The organism is Aquitalea sp. USM4 (genome assembly GCF_004328945.1).
Lineage (GTDB): Bacteria > Pseudomonadota > Gammaproteobacteria > Burkholderiales > Chromobacteriaceae > Aquitalea > Aquitalea pelogenes.
On the sequence record NZ_CP029539.1, the window covers coordinates 373,471 to 393,838 of the forward strand.

17 protein-coding genes are annotated in these 20,368 nt (G+C 60.2%); 10 read left to right on the forward strand and 7 right to left on the reverse strand.

All coding sequences use genetic code 11. The features are described 5' to 3' along the window. Position 1: 1 nt before the first annotated feature. Positions 2–1,201, reverse strand: a complete 1,200-nt coding sequence (gene rhmD / locus DKK66_RS01690; protein WP_131354989.1) for an L-rhamnonate dehydratase — start codon at positions 1,199–1,201, stop codon at positions 2–4. A 351-nt stretch (positions 1,202–1,552) separates the two neighbouring features. Here rhmD and DKK66_RS01695 point away from each other — a divergent pair, with 351 nt between their 5' ends. After that, entirely contained in the window at positions 1,553–2,422 is an 870-nt protein-coding gene (locus DKK66_RS01695) for a LysR family transcriptional regulator (protein ID WP_255434265.1), read from the forward strand. Between the two features lie 90 nt (positions 2,423–2,512). On the opposite strand, the gene DKK66_RS01700 is transcribed toward DKK66_RS01695, so the two are convergent. Next, entirely contained in the window at positions 2,513–3,184 is a 672-nt protein-coding gene (locus DKK66_RS01700) for a YecA family protein (RefSeq protein ID WP_062789073.1), read from the reverse strand. 96 nt (positions 3,185–3,280) lie between these two features. Further along, complete coding sequence (locus DKK66_RS01705) at positions 3,281–4,969, reverse strand: AMP-binding protein (RefSeq protein WP_131354996.1); 1,689 nt, start codon at positions 4,967–4,969, stop codon at positions 3,281–3,283. Between the two features lie 194 nt (positions 4,970–5,163). On the opposite strand from DKK66_RS01705, the gene DKK66_RS01710 reads away from it, so the two are divergent. The 9 genes from DKK66_RS01710 to DKK66_RS01750 all read left to right on the forward strand — a co-directional run bounded on the left by DKK66_RS01710 (position 5,164) and on the right by DKK66_RS01750 (position 15,295). Continuing rightward, positions 5,164–5,568 carry a MerR family DNA-binding transcriptional regulator gene (locus tag DKK66_RS01710; RefSeq protein ID WP_045847119.1) on the forward strand — a complete coding sequence of 135 codons (405 nt, stop codon included), beginning with the start codon at positions 5,164–5,166 and terminating at the stop codon, positions 5,566–5,568. A gap of 139 nt (positions 5,569–5,707) precedes the next feature. Next, positions 5,708–6,877: an isovaleryl-CoA dehydrogenase gene (locus DKK66_RS01715; RefSeq protein ID WP_131354998.1), complete on the forward strand. Its 1,170-nt coding sequence runs from the start codon at positions 5,708–5,710 to the stop codon at positions 6,875–6,877. 146 nt (positions 6,878–7,023) lie between these two features. Then, positions 7,024–8,622: a carboxyl transferase domain-containing protein gene (locus DKK66_RS01720; RefSeq protein WP_131355001.1), complete on the forward strand. Its 1,599-nt coding sequence runs from the start codon at positions 7,024–7,026 to the stop codon at positions 8,620–8,622. 9 nt (positions 8,623–8,631) lie between these two features. Continuing rightward, a complete protein-coding gene (locus DKK66_RS01725; protein WP_207389837.1) occupies positions 8,632–9,429 on the forward strand; it encodes an enoyl-CoA hydratase/isomerase family protein in 798 nt (265 codons plus the stop codon). A gap of 10 nt (positions 9,430–9,439) precedes the next feature. Further along, positions 9,440–11,407: an acetyl/propionyl/methylcrotonyl-CoA carboxylase subunit alpha gene (locus DKK66_RS01730; protein ID WP_207389838.1), complete on the forward strand. Its 1,968-nt coding sequence runs from the start codon at positions 9,440–9,442 to the stop codon at positions 11,405–11,407. An 18-nt stretch (positions 11,408–11,425) separates the two neighbouring features. Continuing rightward, positions 11,426–12,319, forward strand: coding sequence for a hydroxymethylglutaryl-CoA lyase (locus DKK66_RS01735; RefSeq protein WP_131355004.1), 894 nt, complete (start codon positions 11,426–11,428; stop codon positions 12,317–12,319). Positions 12,320–12,369: 50 nt separating this feature from the next. Continuing rightward, positions 12,370–12,735 (forward strand): SH3 domain-containing protein, encoded by a 366-nt coding sequence (locus DKK66_RS01740; protein WP_131355005.1) that lies wholly within the window; start codon positions 12,370–12,372, stop codon positions 12,733–12,735. A gap of 75 nt (positions 12,736–12,810) precedes the next feature. Continuing rightward, positions 12,811–14,772, forward strand: a complete 1,962-nt coding sequence (locus tag DKK66_RS01745) for an acetoacetate--CoA ligase (RefSeq protein ID WP_131355006.1) — start codon at positions 12,811–12,813, stop codon at positions 14,770–14,772. Between the two features lie 106 nt (positions 14,773–14,878). Then, positions 14,879–15,295 carry a hemerythrin domain-containing protein gene (locus tag DKK66_RS01750; protein WP_131355007.1) on the forward strand — a complete coding sequence of 139 codons (417 nt, stop codon included), beginning with the start codon at positions 14,879–14,881 and terminating at the stop codon, positions 15,293–15,295. 59 nt (positions 15,296–15,354) lie between these two features. Here the strand turns inward: DKK66_RS01750 and DKK66_RS01755 are convergent, their stop codons facing one another. From DKK66_RS01755 to DKK66_RS01770, 4 genes are all read right to left on the reverse strand, one after another. Further along, a complete protein-coding gene (locus tag DKK66_RS01755; protein ID WP_131355010.1) occupies positions 15,355–17,010 on the reverse strand; it encodes a glycosyltransferase family 39 protein in 1,656 nt (551 codons plus the stop codon). A gap of 105 nt (positions 17,011–17,115) precedes the next feature. Continuing rightward, a complete protein-coding gene (rpmE, locus tag DKK66_RS01760) occupies positions 17,116–17,331 on the reverse strand; it encodes a 50S ribosomal protein L31 (RefSeq protein WP_045847109.1) in 216 nt (71 codons plus the stop codon). Between the two features lie 162 nt (positions 17,332–17,493). Further along, positions 17,494–18,867, reverse strand: a complete 1,374-nt coding sequence (cysS, locus tag DKK66_RS01765) for a cysteine--tRNA ligase (RefSeq protein WP_045847108.1) — start codon at positions 18,865–18,867, stop codon at positions 17,494–17,496. Between the two features lie 154 nt (positions 18,868–19,021). Further along, positions 19,022–20,239: a 6-phosphofructokinase gene (locus tag DKK66_RS01770; protein ID WP_062789081.1), complete on the reverse strand. Its 1,218-nt coding sequence runs from the start codon at positions 20,237–20,239 to the stop codon at positions 19,022–19,024. Between the last annotated feature and the right edge of the window lie 129 nt (positions 20,240–20,368).

A 20,368-nucleotide genomic window follows, 5' to 3' on the forward strand; every position in this document is an offset into this window, starting at 1 on the left:
CTCAGCCTCCCGGCGTGTGCAGGTAGGGGCGATGCAAGGTGCAGGCGGGATTAAGCTCCACGCCGAAACCGGGACGGTCCAGCCGCGATACCGGCATGCGGCCGTTTTCCGGCACTGGCTCGTGCAATAGCTGTGGACTGAACATCGGCACCACCTGATCGGCCTGCGGTGCCATCATCAGGAATTCGGCAAACGGGCTGTTGTGACGGGTGGCGACAAAGTGATAGCTGTACACGCTGGAACCATGCGGAATCACCAGCGCCTGATACGCATCGGCCAATGCCGAGATTTTCAGCAGTTCGGTAATGCCGCCACACCAGCCGACATCGGGCTGGATGATGTCGCAACAGCCCATTTCCAGCAGCATGCGAAAGCCCCAGCGCGTGGCCTCGTGCTCGCCGGTGGTGCACAACATGCCCGGCGGCAATTGCTGCCGCAAGGCGGCATAGCCCCAGTAATCGTCCGGCGGCAGTGCTTCTTCTATCCATTTCAGGCCAAACGCCGCTGCCGCCTGTGCCAGACGGGTGGCGTAGTTCAGGTCCAGGCTCATCCAGCAGTCAACCATCAGCCAAAAGTCCGGGCCTACCCGCTCGCGCATGCTGGCCAGCAAGGCCAGGTTTTTTTGCAGGCCGTCCTCCCCCTCTGCCGGCCCGTAGTGCAGCGGCATTTTCCCGCCGATGAATCCCATTTCGCGGGCGAGGTCTGGCCGTGCGCCGGTGGCATAAAACTGCAGCTCGTCCCGCACCGCACCGCCCAGCAACTGGTACACCGGCTCCTGCCGCACCTTGCCCAGCAAATCCCACAAGGCCAGGTCCACCCCGGAAATGGCGTTGAGCACCAGGCCCTTGCGTCCGTAAAACAGGGTGCCGTGGTACATCTGGTCCCAGATGCGCTCGATATCGCAAACCCGGGCCCCTTCCACGAAACGCGCCAGATGGCGCTCGACGATGAAAGCTGCCGGTTCGCCGCCTGTCGTCACGGCAAAGCCGACATTGCCGGCGCTGTCCTCCACCTCCACCACCAGCGTGCCCAGCACATTGATGCCAAAGCTGCGTCGGCTTTGCCGGTAGGCAGGGTATTTGGACATCGGCGTGGCGATGTGGTCGTCTATCCAGTGGCCATCGGACTGATCGTGATAATCCGCACCACCACCTCGCAAGGTAAAGGCACGGACGTGTTTGATGACTGGCATTTGCTTCATGGTGGACTGCTCCGACGTTGAATACCGGAATTCAAGCTGATCAGAAAAAACCAATATCCGGGATGAATTTACTGGGATGACTGACGAAATTAATTGCAGCCGATAATAAAAACCGACATAAGAATATTCACCCTCTTCAATCAGGAATTATCCTTATTTTCTTTGGTAAATATCAGGCCATTGATAGCACTCAGAAAATAAGCGGCAGCAGCAAAACTACGACATACTCGCAGAACCATCCAATTACATTTAATTAACTGGCAATACCTTCTGCTTATGGATAAAACTGCCATGCTGCCAGCAACACAGCACCGTCATTTACTGCAACGCCTGCGTTACAAGCATTTGCAAATGTTGGTGTTATTGGGGAATAACCAGAATATGAAACGGACGGCGGAAGGCATGCATATGTCGCAACCAGCTGCCAGCCGCATGCTGCAGGAAATCGAGGATATGTTTGATTGCCAGCTGTTTGACCGCCTGCCACATGGCATGCGCCCCACGGCACTGGGCGTGGTGTTGGTCAAATTCGCCACCCGCAGCCTGCACCACCTGGAAAGCTGCATGCAGACGCTGGCAGTACAGAAGAAAGAAGGCTTTGGCTACTTGTCAGTGGGTGCCATCATGGGTGCGGCACCCGAGCGGGTCATGGCGGCAATTGCACGTTTGAAACAGGAAAGGCCCCGGCTGTGCATCCGCGTGATGGGAGATACCAGCGACGAAGTGATCCGCCTGCTGGAACAAGGACGCATCGACCTGGCCATTGCCCGGCGCAGCGCGAAAACCGAAGATGCGGCTTTTGATTTTTGGCCAATGGGTAATGAAGTATTGCGACTGGTGGTGGCTAAACACCATGTGTTATTGCAACAGCAACATATCGAATTGCCGGTATTACTACGAGACTGGCCATGGATATTACAAGCACCCAGCAGTCCAGCACGCATGGCATTGGAGCAATATCTGCTGCACGCCGCACTGCCCTTGCCCGGCAATATCATCGAGAGCAATTCGGTTTACTCCATGCTGCAACTGATTCAACGCACCAATGCGGTGATGCTGTTAGCGGAATCTGCCATGTCAGACTATCTGGAGATGGGCATCGTGCAGATATTGCCAATCAAGGTAGACATACCACTCCCTCCTTTTGGCATCTTGACGCGCAAGCATGAACCACTTAGTGCCGAACAACAGGATTTCATTTCATACCTGCATCAATCCTGAACCATGACCACCACATGGCAGTAAAAGAAAAAGCCTCCGTGTGGAGGCTTTCAGGTAGGGCATTCACCAGCCCGCAGACCGGCAGAAAACTCAGTTGCTGCCGCAGCAGGCCTTGTACTTCTTGCCGCTACCGCAGGGGCAAGGGTCGTTGCGGCCCACCTTTTCGCCTTCACGGCGTACGGTGGCCGGAGCCTGTGCCTTGGCGCGCCAGTAGTTGAATACGGCAATCAGGGCCTCTGGCAGCTGTTCCTTGCAGTCTTCCTTTTCCTCGTCGGTAAAGGTGACCAGGTCTTCTCCGTCTTCTTCCTCGAACATGCCGCCCAGCACCAGAATCGGCATCAGCAGGTCTTCGAAGCCTTCATCGTCCGCTGCTTCGAACCAGTCGGTATCCACCACGTCCAGCGCGTACAGATAGGCATTGCACCACGGCCAGTAGTCGGCTTCATCGTCGTCGCCGTCTTCGTCGGCGTACAGGATCAGGTCCAGTTCGCGGCCATCGGCCAGCACATGGGCGGTAACATCAAACAGCTTTTGCAGCAGGGCTTCCAGCTCCGCCTGTTCTTCGGCATTTTCAAAAGCCGGGGCATCGCCCAGCACTTCAGCCAGCCACATGCTGCGGTCGGCGACATCCGGTCCGCTGGCCAGCGCGGCAAAGAAGCCTTGTACTTCGTCCGGGCGCATGGTGCTGCCACTGATCGACAGGGGCGTCAGCAACTGTTCCAGCCGGGCCAGATCGGCGTCATTGAATACGATATCAGTCATGGTGCGCTCCTAGCGGTCAGATTGAATGGGCGCATTGTAGCGAAAAAAGCCCCGGCTCGCCGGGGCCTGTGCATACAAAGTTTGATCCATCTGCGTTTACGCAGTCTGACTGTCGTTCAGCCCCAGTTTTTCCTTCATTTGCTGGCGCATGACAAACTTCTGGATCTTGCCGGTAATGGTCATGGGAAAGCTGTCGACAAATTCGATGTAGCGCGGAATCTTGTAATGGGCGATCTGGCCCTGGCAAAAGGCACGCATATCCTCGATGCTGGCCTGTTCGCCATCGCGCAGCTTGATCCAGGCACACAGTTCCTCGCCAAAGCGGTCGTCCGGCACGCCAATCACCTGCACTTCCTGAATCTTGGGATGACGGTAGAAGAACTCCTCCACCTCTCGCGGGTAGATGTTTTCGCCACCGCGAATCACCATGTCCTTCACCCGGCCCACGATATTCACATAACCCTCGGCATCCATCACCGCCAGGTCTCCGCTGTGCATCCAGCCGGAACGGTCGATGGAGTCGGCGGTTTTCTGCGGGTCATCCCAGTAGCCCAGCATCACCGAATAGCCACGGGTCAACAGCTCGCCGGTTTCACCATGCGCCACAATGTGGCCATCGTTATCGACAATCTTGACCTCCACATGCGGATGCACCTGCCCGACGGTGGACACGCGCTTGTCCAGCGGTGTGTCGGCACTGCTCTGGAAACTGAGCGGGCTGGTTTCCGTCATGCCGTAGCCAATGGTGACTTGCGACATGTGCATCAGGGTGGTAACCCGCTTCATCACCTCGATGGGACAAGGGCTGCCGGCCATCACGCCAGTGCGCAGGCTGGACAGGTCGAATTGCGCGAACTGCGGGTGGTCCAGCAAGCCGATGAACATGGTGGGCACGCCATGCAAGGCAGTACAGCGTTCTTCCTGCACGGTTTGCAGCACGCTGAGTGCGTCAAAGCTTTCTGCCGGGAACACCATGCATGCCCCATGCGTAAGACAGGTAAGCGTGCCCAGCACCATGCCGAAACAGTGGTACAGCGGCACCGGGATGCACAGCCGGTCGGCCGGACTGAAGCCCATGGCCTGTCCGGTAAAGAAGGCGTTATTGAGAATATTGTGATGCGACAGTGTGGCCCCCTTGGGGCTGCCGGTGGTTCCGGAGGTGAACTGGATGTTGATGGCATCATCGAATTGCAGGCGATCGCCCAACTGCTGCAAGGCGGCGCGCTCGGCAGGGGTCGGTTCGGTCAGCAGTTCGGCAAACCCCAGCATGCCCGGCGTGGCCTGCTGGCCCATGCGGATCACCCATTCCAGCCTGGGCATGCGGGCGGCACGAAGCTCGCCGGGTTGGCTGTCGGCCAGTTCGGGCAACAAATCCTGCAGCATCTCGATGTAATTGCTGCTCTTGAAGCTGGGCGAAGCAATCAGGGCGCGGCAACCTACCTTGTTAATCGCATATTCCAGCTCGGCACGGCGGTAAGCCGGGTTGATATTCACCAGCACCAGCCCGGCCTTGGCGGTGGCAAACTGCGTCAGCACCCATTCGGCATTGTTTTGCGACCAGATGCCGATGCGCTCCCCCGGTTCAAGGCCAAGGCGCATCAGGCTGCACGCCATCCGGTCCACTTGCTCCTGTAACTGGGCATAACTCCAGCGTATGCCCTGCTGGCGTACCACCAGGGCGTCCCGCTGGGCGTGGTGCTGGCAGGCCTGGTCAAACATCTGGCCGATGGTTTTGCCAATCAGTGGCTGCTGACTGGCTCCGTGCACGTAGCTGGCGTGCTGCATTGTGTGTCTCCTTGTTGTGGTCTCTTTATCCGGATGCGTCGTTTCCCTTGCGACGGCAGCCACGCTGCATGGCGCGGCCCATTTTTCTGGCATTAATCCCACAAGTTGACGATTACGTAAACGTAATACATCTATCATGATGAGAAGCCGTGGGAAAAACGCTACAATCCGTATAAATACTGAAAGCAGATACCATGACAGAACAGGAAGTCTTCACCATTTCGGATCTGGCGCGTGATTTTGACGTCACACTGCGCACCATCCGCTTTTACGAGGAACAAGGGCTGATCGAGCCGCAACGCGATGGCCGTCAGCGGGTGTTCACCCGCCGCGACCGCGCCCGCCTGCGGCTTATCCTGCGTGGCAAGCGCATTGGCCTGTCCTTGTCGGAAATACGCGAAATCATTGATCTGTATGATCTGGCCCGCGATGAAGCCAGCCAGTCGCTCAAGCTGCTGCATTTGCTGGTGGCCCGGCGCGAACAGCTGGAAGAACAGCGGCGTGACATCGACGTGGTGCTGGCGGAAATCGATGCGCTGGAAAAACACTGCCGTGGCGTAATCGACCAGATGACCACCAAGGCTGACAACCCAGCCTGAACACCTGCCCTCGTGCAGGTTTTTTTACCACACCATATTGACGCTTACGTAAACGTAATTCAATATTCAAAGCAGTAAGGCAACCATCACAATAGCCTGTCAGGCACAGCCGCCACGACCGGCACCGAGGAGAAACACCATGTACAGCAGCCTGCGTTTTGACCACGGCGACACTTACGACATGTTGCGCCAGAGCGTAAAGGATTTTGCCGACGCCGAAATCGCCCCGCGCGCCGCCGACATCGACCGTGACAACCTCTTTCCGGCCGACCTGTGGCGCAAGTTTGGTGAGCTGGGCTTGCTGGGCATCACCGCCGAAGAAGAATACGGTGGCGCCAATATGGGCTACCTGGCCCACATGATCGTGATGGAAGAAATCAGCCGTGCCTCGGCCTCGGTCGCCCTGTCCTACGGCGCGCACTCCAATCTGTGCGTTAACCAGATCCGCAAGAACGGCAGCGCCGAACAAAAAGCCCGCTACCTGCCCAAGCTGATTTCCGGCGAACACGTGGGCGCGCTGGCCATGTCCGAACCCAATGCCGGTTCCGATGTGGTCAGCATGAAGCTGCGCGCCGACAAGAAGGGCGACCGTTATGTACTGAACGGCAGCAAGATGTGGATTACCAACGGCGGCGATGCCGACACCCTGGTGGTGTATGCCAAGACCGACGTCAACGCCGGGCCCAGGGGCATCACGGCTTTTATCGTGGAAAAGGGCTTTGCCGGTTTCTCGCACGGCAGCAAGCTGGACAAGCTGGGCATGCGCGGCTCCAACACCTACCCGCTGTTCTTCGATAACTGTGAAATCCCGGCCGAGAACGTACTGGGCGGCGAAGGCAATGGCGTGAAAGTGCTGATGAGCGGGCTGGACTACGAACGTGCCGTGCTGTCGGCAGGCCCGCTGGGCATCATGCAGTCCTGCATGGACATCGTCGTCCCCTATCTGAATGACCGCAAACAGTTTGGCCAGGCCATTGGCGACTTCCAGCTGATGCAGGGCAAGCTGGCCGACATGTACGTCAAGCTGTCCGCCAGCCGCGCCTATGTCTATGCCGTCGGCCAGGCGCTGGACCGGGGCGATACCGGCCGCCAGACCCGCAAGGACGCTGCCGGGGCCATTCTGTACGCCGCCGAAAACGCCACCCAGATGGCGCTGGATGCCATCCAGTGCCTGGGCGGCAACGGCTATATCAATGAGTACGCCACCGGCCGCCTGCTGCGCGATGCCAAGCTGTATGAAATCGGCGCAGGCACCAGCGAAATCCGCCGCTGGCTGATAGGCCGCGAACTGATGGCCGAGACACGTTGAACATCGGGAGTAGAGAGTGGGGAGTCGGGAGTAAAACCGTCAACTCACCCACACCCTACTGACAACTAACACCGGGAGTAGAGAGTCGGGAGTGGGGAGTTCCCCACCCGTCACCTGCTACTCCCTACTCCCCACTCCCTAAAATCATGCCAGTCATCGAATCCAAACTCTCCCCCCGCGCGCCGGACTTCCAGGCCAATGCCGACAAGATGCGTGCGCTGGTGGATGACTTGAAACAGAAGGTCGCTCAGGCGGCGCTGGGCGGCGGCGACAAAGCCCGTGAAAAGCACACCGCCCGTGGCAAGCTGCTGCCGCGCGAGCGCATCAACCTGCTGCTGGACCCCGGCGCGCCCTTTCTGGAACTGTCCCAGCTGGCGGCCTTTGGCATGTACAACGATGATGCGCCGGGTGCCAGCCTGATCAGCGGCATCGGCCGCATTGCCGGGGTGGACTGCCTGATCATCGCCAACGATGCCACGGTCAAGGGTGGTACTTATTACCCGATGACGGTGAAAAAGCATCTGCGCGCGCAGGAAATCGCCAGGGAAAACCGCCTGCCCTGCGTCTATCTGGTGGATTCCGGCGGGGCCTTCTTGCCGCTGCAGGATGAGGTTTTCCCGGACAAGGAACACTTTGGCCGCATTTTCTTCAACCAGGCCCAATTGTCTGCCGCCGGCATTCCGCAAATCGCGGTGGTGATGGGCAGCTGCACCGCTGGCGGTGCTTATGTACCGGCCATGTCGGACGAAACCGTCATCGTCAAGGAACAAGGCACCATCTTTCTGGGCGGCCCGCCGCTGGTGAAGGCCGCTACCGGCGAAGTCGTCACCGCAGAAGAGCTGGGCGGTGGTGATGTGCATGCGCGCATTTCCGGTGTGGCAGACCATCTGGCGCAGAACGACGCCCATGCGCTGGGCATTGCCCGCCGCATCGTGGCCGACCTCAACTGGCACAAACAAGGCGTGCTGGACCGCACCGAACCCAAAGCACCACGCCATGCCGCCGAGGAAATCTACGGCGTGATTCCGGCCGACCCGAAAAAGCCGTTTGATGTGCGTGAAATCATCGCCCGACTGGTGGACGACTCCGACTTTGACGAATTCAAGCAGAACTACGGCACGACGCTGGTCACCGGTTTTGCCCGCCTCAATGGCTGGCGTGTAGGCATCATCGCCAATAACGGCATCCTGTTTTCCGAATCGGCCCTCAAGGGTGCGCACTTTGTCGAACTGTGCTGCCAGCGCGGCATTCCGCTGATCTTCCTGCAGAACATCACCGGCTTCATGGTGGGCAAGAAGTATGAAAACGGCGGCATCGCCAAGGATGGCGCCAAGCTGGTTACCGCCGTGGCCTGCGCCAGCGTGCCCAAGTTCACCGTGCTGATTGGCGGCAGCTTCGGTGCGGGTAACTACGGCATGTGTGGCCGCGCTTACAGCCCGCGCATGCTGTGGATGTGGCCCAATAGCCGCATTTCGGTGATGGGTGGCGAACAGGCCGCCGGGGTGCTGGCACAGGTCAAGAAGGAACAACTGGGCGAGGCCTTCACCGCCGAGCAGGAAGAAGCGCTGAAAGCACCGGTACGCGAACAATACGAACGCCAGGGCCACCCTTATTACGCCAGCGCACGGCTGTGGGACGACGGCATCATCGACCCGGCCCAGACCCGCGATGTACTGAGCCTGGCACTCGAAGCCGCCCTGTCCGCGCCCATCGAAAAGACACGCTTTGGCGTGTTCCGCATGTAAGGAAGCGCCATGAGCCAGTATCAGACTCTCGATATCCATTGCAGCGGCAGCACCGCCACTGTCTGGATGAACCGCCCGGAACTGCACAATGCGCTGAACGAAATGCTGATTGCCGAGCTGACCGCCGCCTTCAAGGCACTGCAACTGGACGACAGCGTGCGTGTCATCGTGCTGGCCGGACATGGCAAAAGCTTTTCCGCCGGGGCTGACCTGGACTGGATGCGCCGTGCCGCCGGCTACAGCGAGGCAGAAAACCTGGCCGATGCCCAGCGCCTGGCCGCCATGCTCAAGGCCATTTACCGCAGCCAGAAGCCGGTGATCGCCCGCATCCACGGCCCGGCCATTGCCGGTGGCACCGGCCTGGCTACCGTATGTGACATTGCCATTGCCACCGAAGCCGCCCGCTTCGGCCTGACCGAAGTGCGGCTGGGACTGATTCCGGCCACCATTGGCCCTTATGTGGCCGATGCCATCGGCTGGCGGCAGGCACGGCGCTACTTCCTGTCGGCCGAGCGCATTGACGCCGCCACTGCCGCCCGTATCGGCCTGGTGCATGAAGTTGTCGCGGCCGACATGCTGGACCAGCGCATCGCCGACATTGCCAGCGAACTGGCCAAAGGCGCACCACGCGCACTGGGGGCCGCCAAAGACCTGCTGGCCGAACTGCATGAAGGCTCGCCGTGGGATGACAACCTGCTGGCCGACACCGCCAGCCGCATTGCCAGTACCCGCAGCGGACAGGAAGCCCGCGAAGGGCTGGCTGCCTTCTTCGACAAACGCCCGCCCGCCTGGCAACAAGAACAATAAGGACACTGCCATGTTCAAGAAAATCCTCATTGCCAACCGCGGGGAAATCGCCTGCCGGGTGATCAAGACCGCGCGCCAGCTGGGCATTGCCACTGTTGCTGTTTATTCCGATGCCGATGCCGATGCCCGCTTTGTCAGACTGGCCGATGAAGCCTGGCGACTGGGTCCGGCTCCGGCGGCGGAATCCTATCTCAAGGCCGGGCTGATTCTGGACATTGCCCGCCAGAGCGGTGCCGAGGCCATCCACCCCGGTTATGGTTTTTTGTCGGAAAACGCTGATTTTGCCGCCGCCTGCGCCACCGCAGCCATTGCCTTTATCGGCCCGCCGGCCAGCGCCATTGCCGCCATGGGCAGTAAATCTGCTGCCAAGGCACTGATGGAACAAGCGGCCGTACCGCTGGTGCCCGGCTATCATGGCGAGCGCCAGGAGCCGGATTTCCTGCACCAGAAAGCCGACCGTATCGGCTATCCGGTACTGATCAAGGCCAGCGCCGGTGGTGGTGGCAAGGGCATGCGCATTGTCGAGCGCAGTGAGGATTTCGCCGCTGCGCTGGCCTCCTGCCAGCGCGAAGCGGCCGCCAGTTTCGGTGACGACAAGGTGCTGGTGGAGAAATACCTGCCACGTTCGCGCCATGTGGAAATCCAGGTGTTTGCTGACAGCCTGGGCGGCTGTGTCTACCTGTTCGAGCGTGACTGCTCGGTGCAGCGCCGTCATCAGAAAGTACTGGAAGAAGCCCCGGCACCGGATTTGCCGGTCAGCACCCGGCAGGCCATGGGCGAAGCCGCCTGCGCCGCTGCACGTGCAGTGGGCTATGTCGGTGCGGGGACGGTGGAATTCATCATGGCGGTACAGGACGATGGCCGCCCCGGTGACTTTTACTTCATGGAGATGAACACCCGTCTGCAGGTAGAACACCCGGTGACCGAAATGATCACCCGGCAGGACCTGGTGGCCTGGCAGTTGCAAGTGGCCGCCGGTCAGCCACTACCGCTGCGGCAGGACGAGCTGCAGATTCACGGCCACGCCATCGAGGCGCGTATTTATGCAGAAGACCCGGACAAGGGCTTCCTGCCCGCCACCGGCCAGCTGATTCACCTGGCCACCCCTGCCGAAAGCGTACAGGTACGCATCGATACCGGGGTGGAACAAGGCGACAGCATCAGCCCCTTCTACGACCCGATGATTGCCAAGCTGATTGTCTGGGGTGAAAACCGGGCTGCCGCCTTGCAACAGCTGGACGCGGCACTGGCGCAGTATCAGGTGGCCGGTGTCACCACCAATATCGCCTTCCTGCGCCGCATTGTGCAGCACCACAGCTTTGCCAGTGGTGCAGTGGATACCGGGCTCATCGCCCGCTATCAGGATGCCTTGCTGCCACCGGCCGTCCCGGCCAGTAGCACGCAGCTGGCCGTACTGGCGCTGGCCCAGACGCTGGGTGCGCAGACGGACTTCCCGGTGCGCGCAGGCTGGCGACTGAATGGTCAGCTGGAAACCGTCCAGCAATTCATGCACGGCGACACCGTGCACAGTGTCAGCGTGCGCCATCTGGACCACGGTTTTGCTGTGACGGTGGCAGGACAGACATATCAGGCCGCAGCACGGCTGCAACAGGGTGAATGGCATGTCACGCTGGACGGACAACAACTGCGCGCCACCGTCATTAGCCAGCAGCAGCAGCGGGTGTTGTTCCTGCAAGGCGAACGGCTGGAAGCAAGCTGGGTGGACCCGTACGCAGCCAGCGCCGAAGAAGTGCATGGCGCCACCCACCTGAAAGCACCGATGCCTGGGCGGGTAGTGGCCTTGCTGGCCAGTAGCGGGCAGCAGGTGAGCAAAGGTGAGCCCCTGTTGATTCTGGAAGCCATGAAAATGGAGCACACCATCCATGCCCCAGCCGATGGCACGGTGAATGCCTTTTACTTTGGTGCTGGTGAACAGGTATGCGATGGCGACGAGTTGCTCGACTTCGACGCCGACTGATCCGGAGGACAACACGCGATGCCAACCGTAAAAATCGTCGAAGTCGGCCCGCGCGACGGGCTGCAGAACGAAAAGCAGCAGGTGGATACCGCCAGCAAGCTGGAACTGATTCGCCGCCTGGCTGAAAGCGGCCTCACCACCATCGAGGCCGGGGCTTTTGTCTCGCCCAAATGGGTGCCGCAAATGGCCGACAGCCTGCACGTACTGCAAGCACTCGAGCTGTCCGGTGCGGTGAATTACCCGGTGCTGGTGCCCAACGACAAGGGCATGGAACAGGCACTGGCTGCTGGCGTGCGCGAGATTGCCGTGTTTGGTGCGGCCAGTGAAAGTTTCAGCCAGAAAAACATCAATGCCAGCATTGCCGAAAGCCTGGCCCGCTTTGACAGCGTGATGGCTACAGCACGGCGCGAGGGCATCCGCGTGCGCGGCTATGTGTCCTGCGTGGTGGACTGCCCCTATGAAGGGCCGATTGCCCCGGCCAAGGTGGCAGAAGTGGCTGCCCGTCTGCTGGACATGGGCTGCTACGAAATTTCGCTGGGCGACACCATAGGCACGGGCACGCCCAACCGGGTACTGGACATGCTGGAAGCAGTGAGCAAGCTTGTGCCAATTACACAACTGGCAGGTCACTTCCACGACACATACGGCATGGCCATCAGCAATATTCATGCTTCTTTTCAGGCTGGCATCAGAACATTCGATTCCTCGATTGCCGGGCTGGGCGGCTGCCCGTATGCTCGTGGGGCATCCGGCAATGTGGCCACCGAAGACGTGGTGTACCTGATGCATGGCCTGGGCGTGGACTGTGGCATAGACTTGCCGACACTGGTGCAAACCGCCTGGTTTGCCGCCGGCCTGCTGGGCCGCGCCCCCACCTCGAAGGTGGCGCAGGCCATGGGTCTTAGTCACTGATACGTGGATGTCCAGCCCGCCACCCACATGAAAAACCGGAGTAAGAAATCATGGAAACCAAGAAGTATCTCGTTATCCAGGATCACACTACCGATTACCCTGAGCCAATTAGCTTTGCAAAAGGAACTCTTCTTACCGTAGGTAAGAGATACGATGGCCCTGAGGGATGGGAAGACTGGTTTTTCTGTGAAACACCAGGACAAAAAGGCGGCTGGGTGCCAGCGCAGATCATTGAATTCGTTAAGGACAAGACTGCTATTTCCCTTGAAGACTACACAGCACGAGAATTGAATGCGCGCAAAGGCGAAGTTCTTATCGGAACAAAAACGATAAATGGCTGGGTATGGTGCAAGAGCAACGACAGCTTGGAGTCAGGATGGATTCCACTTGCGAATCTTCAAGAAACTTATCAATAACGGCTGGCCATGGGCTAAGGCTCATTCAAGCCGACGTGGCTTTCTGGCGCGAATTACTTTCAGATAAGGAATAACATGCAGCATTCCATCCTCCCCATCTGGCAACCATCCGCCGAACGTATTGCAGGCTCCCATCTGCATGCCTTTACCCGCCTGGCCGAAGCAGCCTACGACCGCCCGCTGCCCGACTACCAGACGCTGTGGCAAGCCAGCGTGGACGACCCGGGCCGCTTCTGGGCGCTGGTGTGGGATTACTGCAGGGTGCTGGGTGACAAGGGTGGGAGCGCGCTGGAGCAGGCGGACAATATGCTGGCTGCGCGCTTTTTCCCCGAAGCCCGCCTCAATTACGCAGAAAACCTGCTGCGTCACGATGGCGATGCCACCGCCCTGGTGTTCTGGGGGGAAGACAAGGTCAAGTCCCGCTACAGCTGGCAGCAGCTGCGCCAGCTGGTGTCCCGCTTGCAGCAAGCCATGCAGGCCGCCGGCATTGTGGCAGGCGACCGCGTGGCCGGTTTCCTGCCCAATATGCCGGAAACCGTGGCCGCCATGCTGGCTGCCACCAGCCTGGGTGCGGTGTGGACCAGTTGTTCGCCCGACTTCGGCATCGACGGAGCCATCGACCGCTTCGGCCAGACCGAACCCAAGCTGCTGTTCTGCCCGGATGGCTACTGGTATGGCGGCAAGCAGATCGACATCCGCGACAAGATGCAGGCGCTGGCAGCCGGTCTGCCTTCGGTGCAGCAGTTCATTGCCGTCCCCTATCTGGGCGAAACCGCTGCCTTTGCCGCAAGCCTGCCGCGCACCATCACGCTGGACGATTTCATTGCCCGCTTCGCTGCGCGTCCCTTGCAGTTTGTCCGGGTGGAATTCAACCATCCGCTGTTCATCCTGTACTCCAGCGGCACCACCGGCAAACCCAAGTGCATCGTGCATGGCACTGGCGGCACCTTGCTGCAGCACCTGAAGGAGCACCAGCTGCACGCCGACATTCACCATGGCGACCACCTGTTTTACTTCACCACCTGCGGCTGGATGATGTGGAACTGGCTGGTATCCGGTCTGGCCAGCGGCGCGGCGCTGATGCTGTATGACGGCTCGCCGTTTGCCAATCAGGGACACATCCTGTGGGAATATGCGCAGCAATGGCAATTCACCCAGTTTGGCACCTCGGCCAAATACATCGACGGCCTGCGCAAGATCAACCTGGCTCCTGCCACGCAATACCGGCTGGATGCACTGCGCGCCATCTTCTCCACCGGCTCGCCACTGATGGCGGAAAGCTTTGACTGGGTATACGCCAACATCAAGCAGGACATCAATCTGGCCTCCATTTCCGGTGGCACTGACATCGTGTCCTGTTTTGCCCTGGGTTGCGCCAACCTGCCGGTATACCGTGGCGAGCTGCAATGCCGTGGCCTGGGTATGGCGGTGGACATCTTCAACAGTTACGGCAGGCCGGTGCGGCAGGAAAAGGGCGAACTGGTATGCACCCGCCCCTTCCCCTCCATGCCAGTGGGGTTCTGGCAGGACGAGCAAGGCAGCAAATACCGTCAGGCCTATTTTGGCCGCTTCGATAATGTGTGGTGCCACGGTGACTACGCCGAAATCACCGCCCACAACGGCATGGTGATTTATGGCCGTTCCGACGCGGTGCTCAACCCCGGTGGCGTGCGTATCGGTACCGCGGAAATCTACCGTCAGGTGGAAAGCTTCCCGGAAGTGGTGGAAAGCCTGGCCGTGGGCCAGCGCTGGCAGGACGACGAGCGCGTGGTATTGTTTGTCCGGCTGCAGCAGGGCCATGTGCTGGATGAGGCGCTGGTCAACCGGCTGCGCGAACAGATCAAGCGTGGTGCCAGCCCGCGCCATGTACCGGCGCGCATCATTGCCGTCACCGACATTCCACGCACCATCAGCGGCAAGATTGTCGAACTGGCGGTGAAAAACGTGATTCACGGCGAGCCGGTGAATAATCTCAGTGCACTGGCCAACCCGGAAGCACTGCAGCTGTTTGCCAATCTGCCGCAGTTGCAACACTAGCCGCTCAGGGCCTCCCGGCGGGAGGCCCGGCTGTCCTTGAGAGTGATCAAGGCATATCTTCTGCCACTGGCGCAGGCTGTCTGCCTGACCGTTAACAGCCACCACCATGAAACGCAGCGCAGCCCTTACCCCACTCTCGCACGACCATCACCATGCCCTGTCGCTGGCCATGCAAGCCGGCAAAGCGGCACGGCAGGATGATGCTGAAGAGTGGCAACGCGTCGCCCGGCGACTGATCCAGCATTATCAGGACAGCTTGCAAGCCCATTTCGCCCAGGAAGAACGCCTCTTGTTACCTGCGCTGTCAGAAGCCAGCCAGCAGGCTGCGGTTGACCGCACGCTGGCAGATCACGCCCATTTGCATGCCCTGCTGCAACATCCGCAACTGGCCTCGCCAGCCATGCTGCAAGCCTTTGCCGATGCCATGACTGCCCATGTCCGCTTTGAAGAACGCGAACTGTTTGTGCTGGCGGAAAGCCTGCCGGCAGTGATGGCTGCCCTGAATCAGCACGGGAACGATTAAAAGCAGACAGGCCGCATGTGCTGCGGCCTGTTGTCATCTTGATGAACCCTGCTGTGCGGCTAGTGTGGCGAGCGCTTGAACAGGCCGAACAGCTCGTACTTCTCACGCGGTCGCGATCCCTGCCACAACAAGCTCCAGCCCGGCTCAGCCAGGCCCTCGGTACGTGAACGCATCAATAAGCGGTAGTCGCAGGGGCTGCTTTCGCCAGCCGGATAAGCTACCAGATCTATCCCGCCATAATAGTGCCAGCTGATGCGCGCAATCATGTTCTCGCGTTCGGTGGCAATACAGCTGCTGCCATTCAATACTGCCGGTGGCACGTTGCGCAGCATGCTTGCCACCACCGGACGATAGCTCTTTGCCGCATCCAGCCACGGCAGCCACAAGCTCAGCGCCAATCCCCAGCACAAGGTAAGCCCGGCAGCCCAGTTGGTAATGGCCTGCCGACCACGCACATGGCTGCGGGTGACCGCCCATATCCAGGTGATGGTGGCCAGAATGGCAAAGATGGCGGCCAGCAGCGAAACATGCGGCACATAGTAAGGACTGAAATACTGCGCCCGGCCTGCCAGCCGTTCCGGCCAGCCATAGTTCATCGCCGCCCAGCCCGCCCAGATCAGCAGGCCGAACACCCCGAATGCCATCAGGCCGAACCAGTTGAGAAAGGCAGCAGCGCCACGGCGCAGATTATCCAGCTCCACCGCAGCGAGCAGGGACAGCGGCAACAGCAGCGGCATGGCGTAATCCATGCTCTTGCGCACCGACAGCGTCAGCATGATCAGCACCACGGCAAAGAACATCAGCGGCAGCTGCAACATGGGCTGTTCGTACTTGCGGTTGCGGTACAGCGTCCAGGCGGCAAGCGGCCAGGCCGGCCAGGCAAACCAGATGGTATTGAAGGTGTAGTAGCCAAAACCGTGAAACAGCCCTACCTTGCCAAAGCCGTCCAGCGGGCCCAGCGCATGGTGTTCCCACCACATGCGGAACAGCGCCGGATAGCTGCGGGACAGCTCCAGCGGCCAGATCAGCGCCACAGGCACAGCCACCAGCAAGGCCATCAGCACGGTGATGACATAGCGCTTGTTGCGCCAGGCGGCAAAGGCCGGCAGGAACAGCACGACAGCCCATACCAGCATCACTTCCAGCAGGCTGGCACTCAGGAACAGGGCGGCGCTACCGGCCCCCAGAATGGCACCGGCCAGTCCGGGAGAGCGCAAGGTGAGCGACAGGGCATAAAAGGCGGCGGCAAAACCGGTAAAGCTGGCGACCATCGGCGTCATCTGGTGGCCGGTGACAATCAGTCCCAGGCAGCCAATCAAAATCATCACCACGCTGCGTCCGTGACGGCGGCCGATCAGGTCACGCCCGGTCATGCCCGCCAGGGTGAGTCCCAGGGTCATGAACAGCGGCGTTGCCAGCCGCGCGGCATCATGGGCAGGGAGCAGCCAGGGGGAAAACAGCTTGGCAAGTACCGTGGCCACCCAGTAATACAGCGGTGGGGATTCCAGATAGGGTACGCCCTGGATGGTGGGCAGCAGCCAGTTGCCGCTGCGCAGCATGCCATCCACCACGGCCATCACATAGGGTTCGTCAGGCTTCCACGGGTCGTGACCGATGATGCCTGGCCACAGCCAGACAAAACACAGCAGCAACAAGACCCAGGGCTTTTCGGTGGGAACGGGAACGGTGGCGTTTTGCGGGGAGTACGTCAGCATCGAGGCGCGCGCCAGTTGGAATAAAGCATTATTTTAATGTGCAAGCACACGCAGCGGAAATGAAAAAAGGCAGCCTGGGCTGCCTTTTTTCCAAAGCTTACAAGCTTAGCGCTTGAAGAAGCCACCGAACTTCTGGTTGAACTTGTCGATACGGCCGGCGGTATCAACAATCTTCTGCTTGCCAGTGTAGAACGGGTGGCAGCTGGAGCACACTTCAATGTGGAAGGCGTCCTTGCCCATGGTGGACTGGGTGGTGAAGGTGTTACCGCAGGAGCAGGTAACCGCAACTTCTTTGTAATTCGGGTGGATATCAGCGCGCATGATGAGCTTCCTTGGTTACGGGTACAGGGGTTTTGCCTGTACTACTTGGTGAAGGGGTGCATTATCCGCGCTTTATCAGCACTTGACAAGTCGCCCGAAACGAAAACGGCGGCAGCCCTTATCAGACTGCCGCCCTGGACTTACCCGGCCAGCAATGCAGGCTCAGGCACGACGCCAGCTGGTGCCCTGCGCATTGTCTTCCAGCACCACACCCTTGGCGATCAGCTCGTCACGGATACGGTCGGACTCGGCCCAGTTCTTGTTGGCACGCGCATCCCGACGCGCCTGGATCAGGGCTTCGATCTGCTCGGCAGTCAATTCACCTTCACCGGCACCAGCCTTGAGGAATTCCTCCGGCTCACGTTGCAGCAGGCCCAGCACGCCGCCCAGGTCCTTCATCAGGCGGGCCAGTTGCACATCGCGGCTCTTGTTGACTTCACCAGCCAGCTCGAACAGCACGGCAACGGCTTCGGAGGAGCTGAAGTCGTCATCCATCGCTGCCTTGAAGCGCGCAGCGTAGGGGTTGCTCCAGTCAATGCCCGTGCTTTCCGGCAGCGCCAGACCGCGCAGCGCGGTATACAAGCGGGTCAGGCCCTGCTTGGCATCGTTGAGGATGCTGTCGGTGTAGTTGACCGGGCTGCGGTAGTGGCTGCGCACAATGAAGAAGCGCACCACTTCGCCGTCGAAATGCTGCAGCACGTCGCGGATGGTGAAGAAATTGCCCAGCGATTTGGACATCTTTTCGCCATCAACATTGATGAAGCCGTTGTGCAGCCAGTAATTCACATACTGATGGCCATGCGCGCCTTCGGACTGGGCGATTTCGTTTTCATGGTGCGGGAATTGCAGGTCTTCACCACCGCCGTGGATGTCGAAGTGCTCGCCCAGATGGTGGCAGCTCATCACCGAACATTCGATATGCCAGCCCGGACGGCCTGCACCCCACGGGCTGTCCCAGGACGGCTCGCCCGGTTTGGCAGCCTTCCACAGCACGAAGTCCAGCGGGTCGCGCTTGTTGGGGTCGATTTCCACGCGCTCACCGGCGCGCAGCTTGTCCAGCGTACGGCCGGACAGCTTGCCGTAGCCTTCAAACTCGCGCACCGCGTAATACACATCGCCATTGGGGGCCGGGTAGGCCTTGCCATTGGCAATCAGCTGTTCGATCAGCGCAATCATGCCGCCCACATGGTGGGTGGCACGCGGTTCGTGGGTCGGCGGCAGCAGGTTCAGCGCGGCGGCATCCTGATGCATGTCGGCGATGGTTTCCGCCACCAGCTGGTCCGGGGTAATGCCGCGTTCCAGCGCCCGCTTGATGATCTTGTCTTCGATGTCGGTGATGTTGCGCACGTAGTTGACATCGTAGCCGGAGGCCTTGAGCCAGCGGTAGATCACGTCAAAGGCGGCCAGCATGCGGGCATGGCCGATATGACAGAGGTCGTACACCGTCATGCCACACACATACATACGCACCTTGCCCGGTTCGATGGGATGGAACTCTTCTTTCTGGCGAGTCAGGGTGTTGTACACGTTCAGCATGATCTAGATAACCTGTGCTTGGGTAAAAGGGGAAATTGTAGCAGAGTCGTCAAGCCCCCGCGAAGCGCCTGCACACTGCCCGTCCTGCTGCGCGGAAAATGAAAAACCGGGCCAGTGCCCGGTCCCGAGTGACATCTGCTGCCAGTAAATGGGGTCACACCGGCGGCCATTCAATACGGCGGTAGTCCGGCACCCCCTGACGGAAGGGCGGCATGCGCTCCCCTTCCATCAGCGGCAGCAGGTAATCCAGAAAAGCCTGGGTCACGCCATAGCCATCGGCAGAGATGAAGTGCGACGGGAAAGCCTTTTCCAGATCCCCAACATCAGAGAGCGGAAACTCCGCCACTTCCCAGCGGTATGGGTGATCGGACAGGCGGCGGATGCCCGCCATCACACCGCTGCGGCCGGCCTGCAACCATTCCACGCCCTTTTGCCCCATCTGGTAAGCCTGGGCGGCATCGGTGGCCGACACCAGATGGCCGGCCGCGCGTTGCAGATAATCCACCTGCGCCACATGGGCGGACAGGCCGCGCTCGCGCTTGAGCAGCGCCGCCAGCCAGCTCCCCACCCCGCCCAGTTGCTCGTGCCCATACACGGCCGAGGCATTAGCCTCGGTGACAAAGCGACCGGCGGCATCCACTAGGCCTTCTGCCACCGAGATGGCGCACTGGCCATGCGCTGCCAGACTGGCATCCACTGCCGCCAGAAACTTGTCCTGATCAAACGGCACTTCCGGCAGCAACACGATATGCGGTGCCTGCCCGCCATGAATGCGCGCCGCTGCCGGTGCTGCTGCCAGCCAGCCGGTATGGCGGCCCATGGCCTCCATGATGAATACCCGGCCACGGCCCATGCTGATCATGTCCATGCCTACTTCCAGCATGGTGCTGGCCAGAAACTTGGCCGCCGAGCCATAGCCTGGGCTGTTGTCGGTACCGACCAGATCGTTGTCTATGGTTTTGGGCACACCGATGACATGCAGTGCATGACCGGTATGGCGCTGGAAATCCGCCAGCCGGGCGGCACAGCCCAGCGAGCCGTTGCCGCCATTGATCAGCAGATAATGAATGCCGTGACGCGCCAGCACCGCTTTCATGCGCAGCCAGTCTTCGGGACATTCATCGAAACGGCCTATCATGCGGCGGCTGACGCCAAAATGCCCGCCAGGCAGAAAACCCAGCCGGGCGATGTCGTGATCGGACACGCCATCGGTATTCACCAGCCGGTCTTCCAGCAGCCCAGCCAGGCCGTCGCGGGCGGCATACACCGAGATGCCCAGCTTGCGCGCGGTTTCGATCACCCCTTGCGCCGAGGCATTGAGAACGGCGGTGGGACCACCGGATTGCAGATACAGCAGGCGAGGCTGGTTCATCACACTTCTCCGCAAAGCAAGACTGAATGGTTTTGATGCTAGGCAGGACAGGTGTAGCAGGCAAATTACATCACGCCAAAGTCGACGCGCATCAAATGCTGCGCTGGCGAAGCTTGTCAGTGCCCGCCG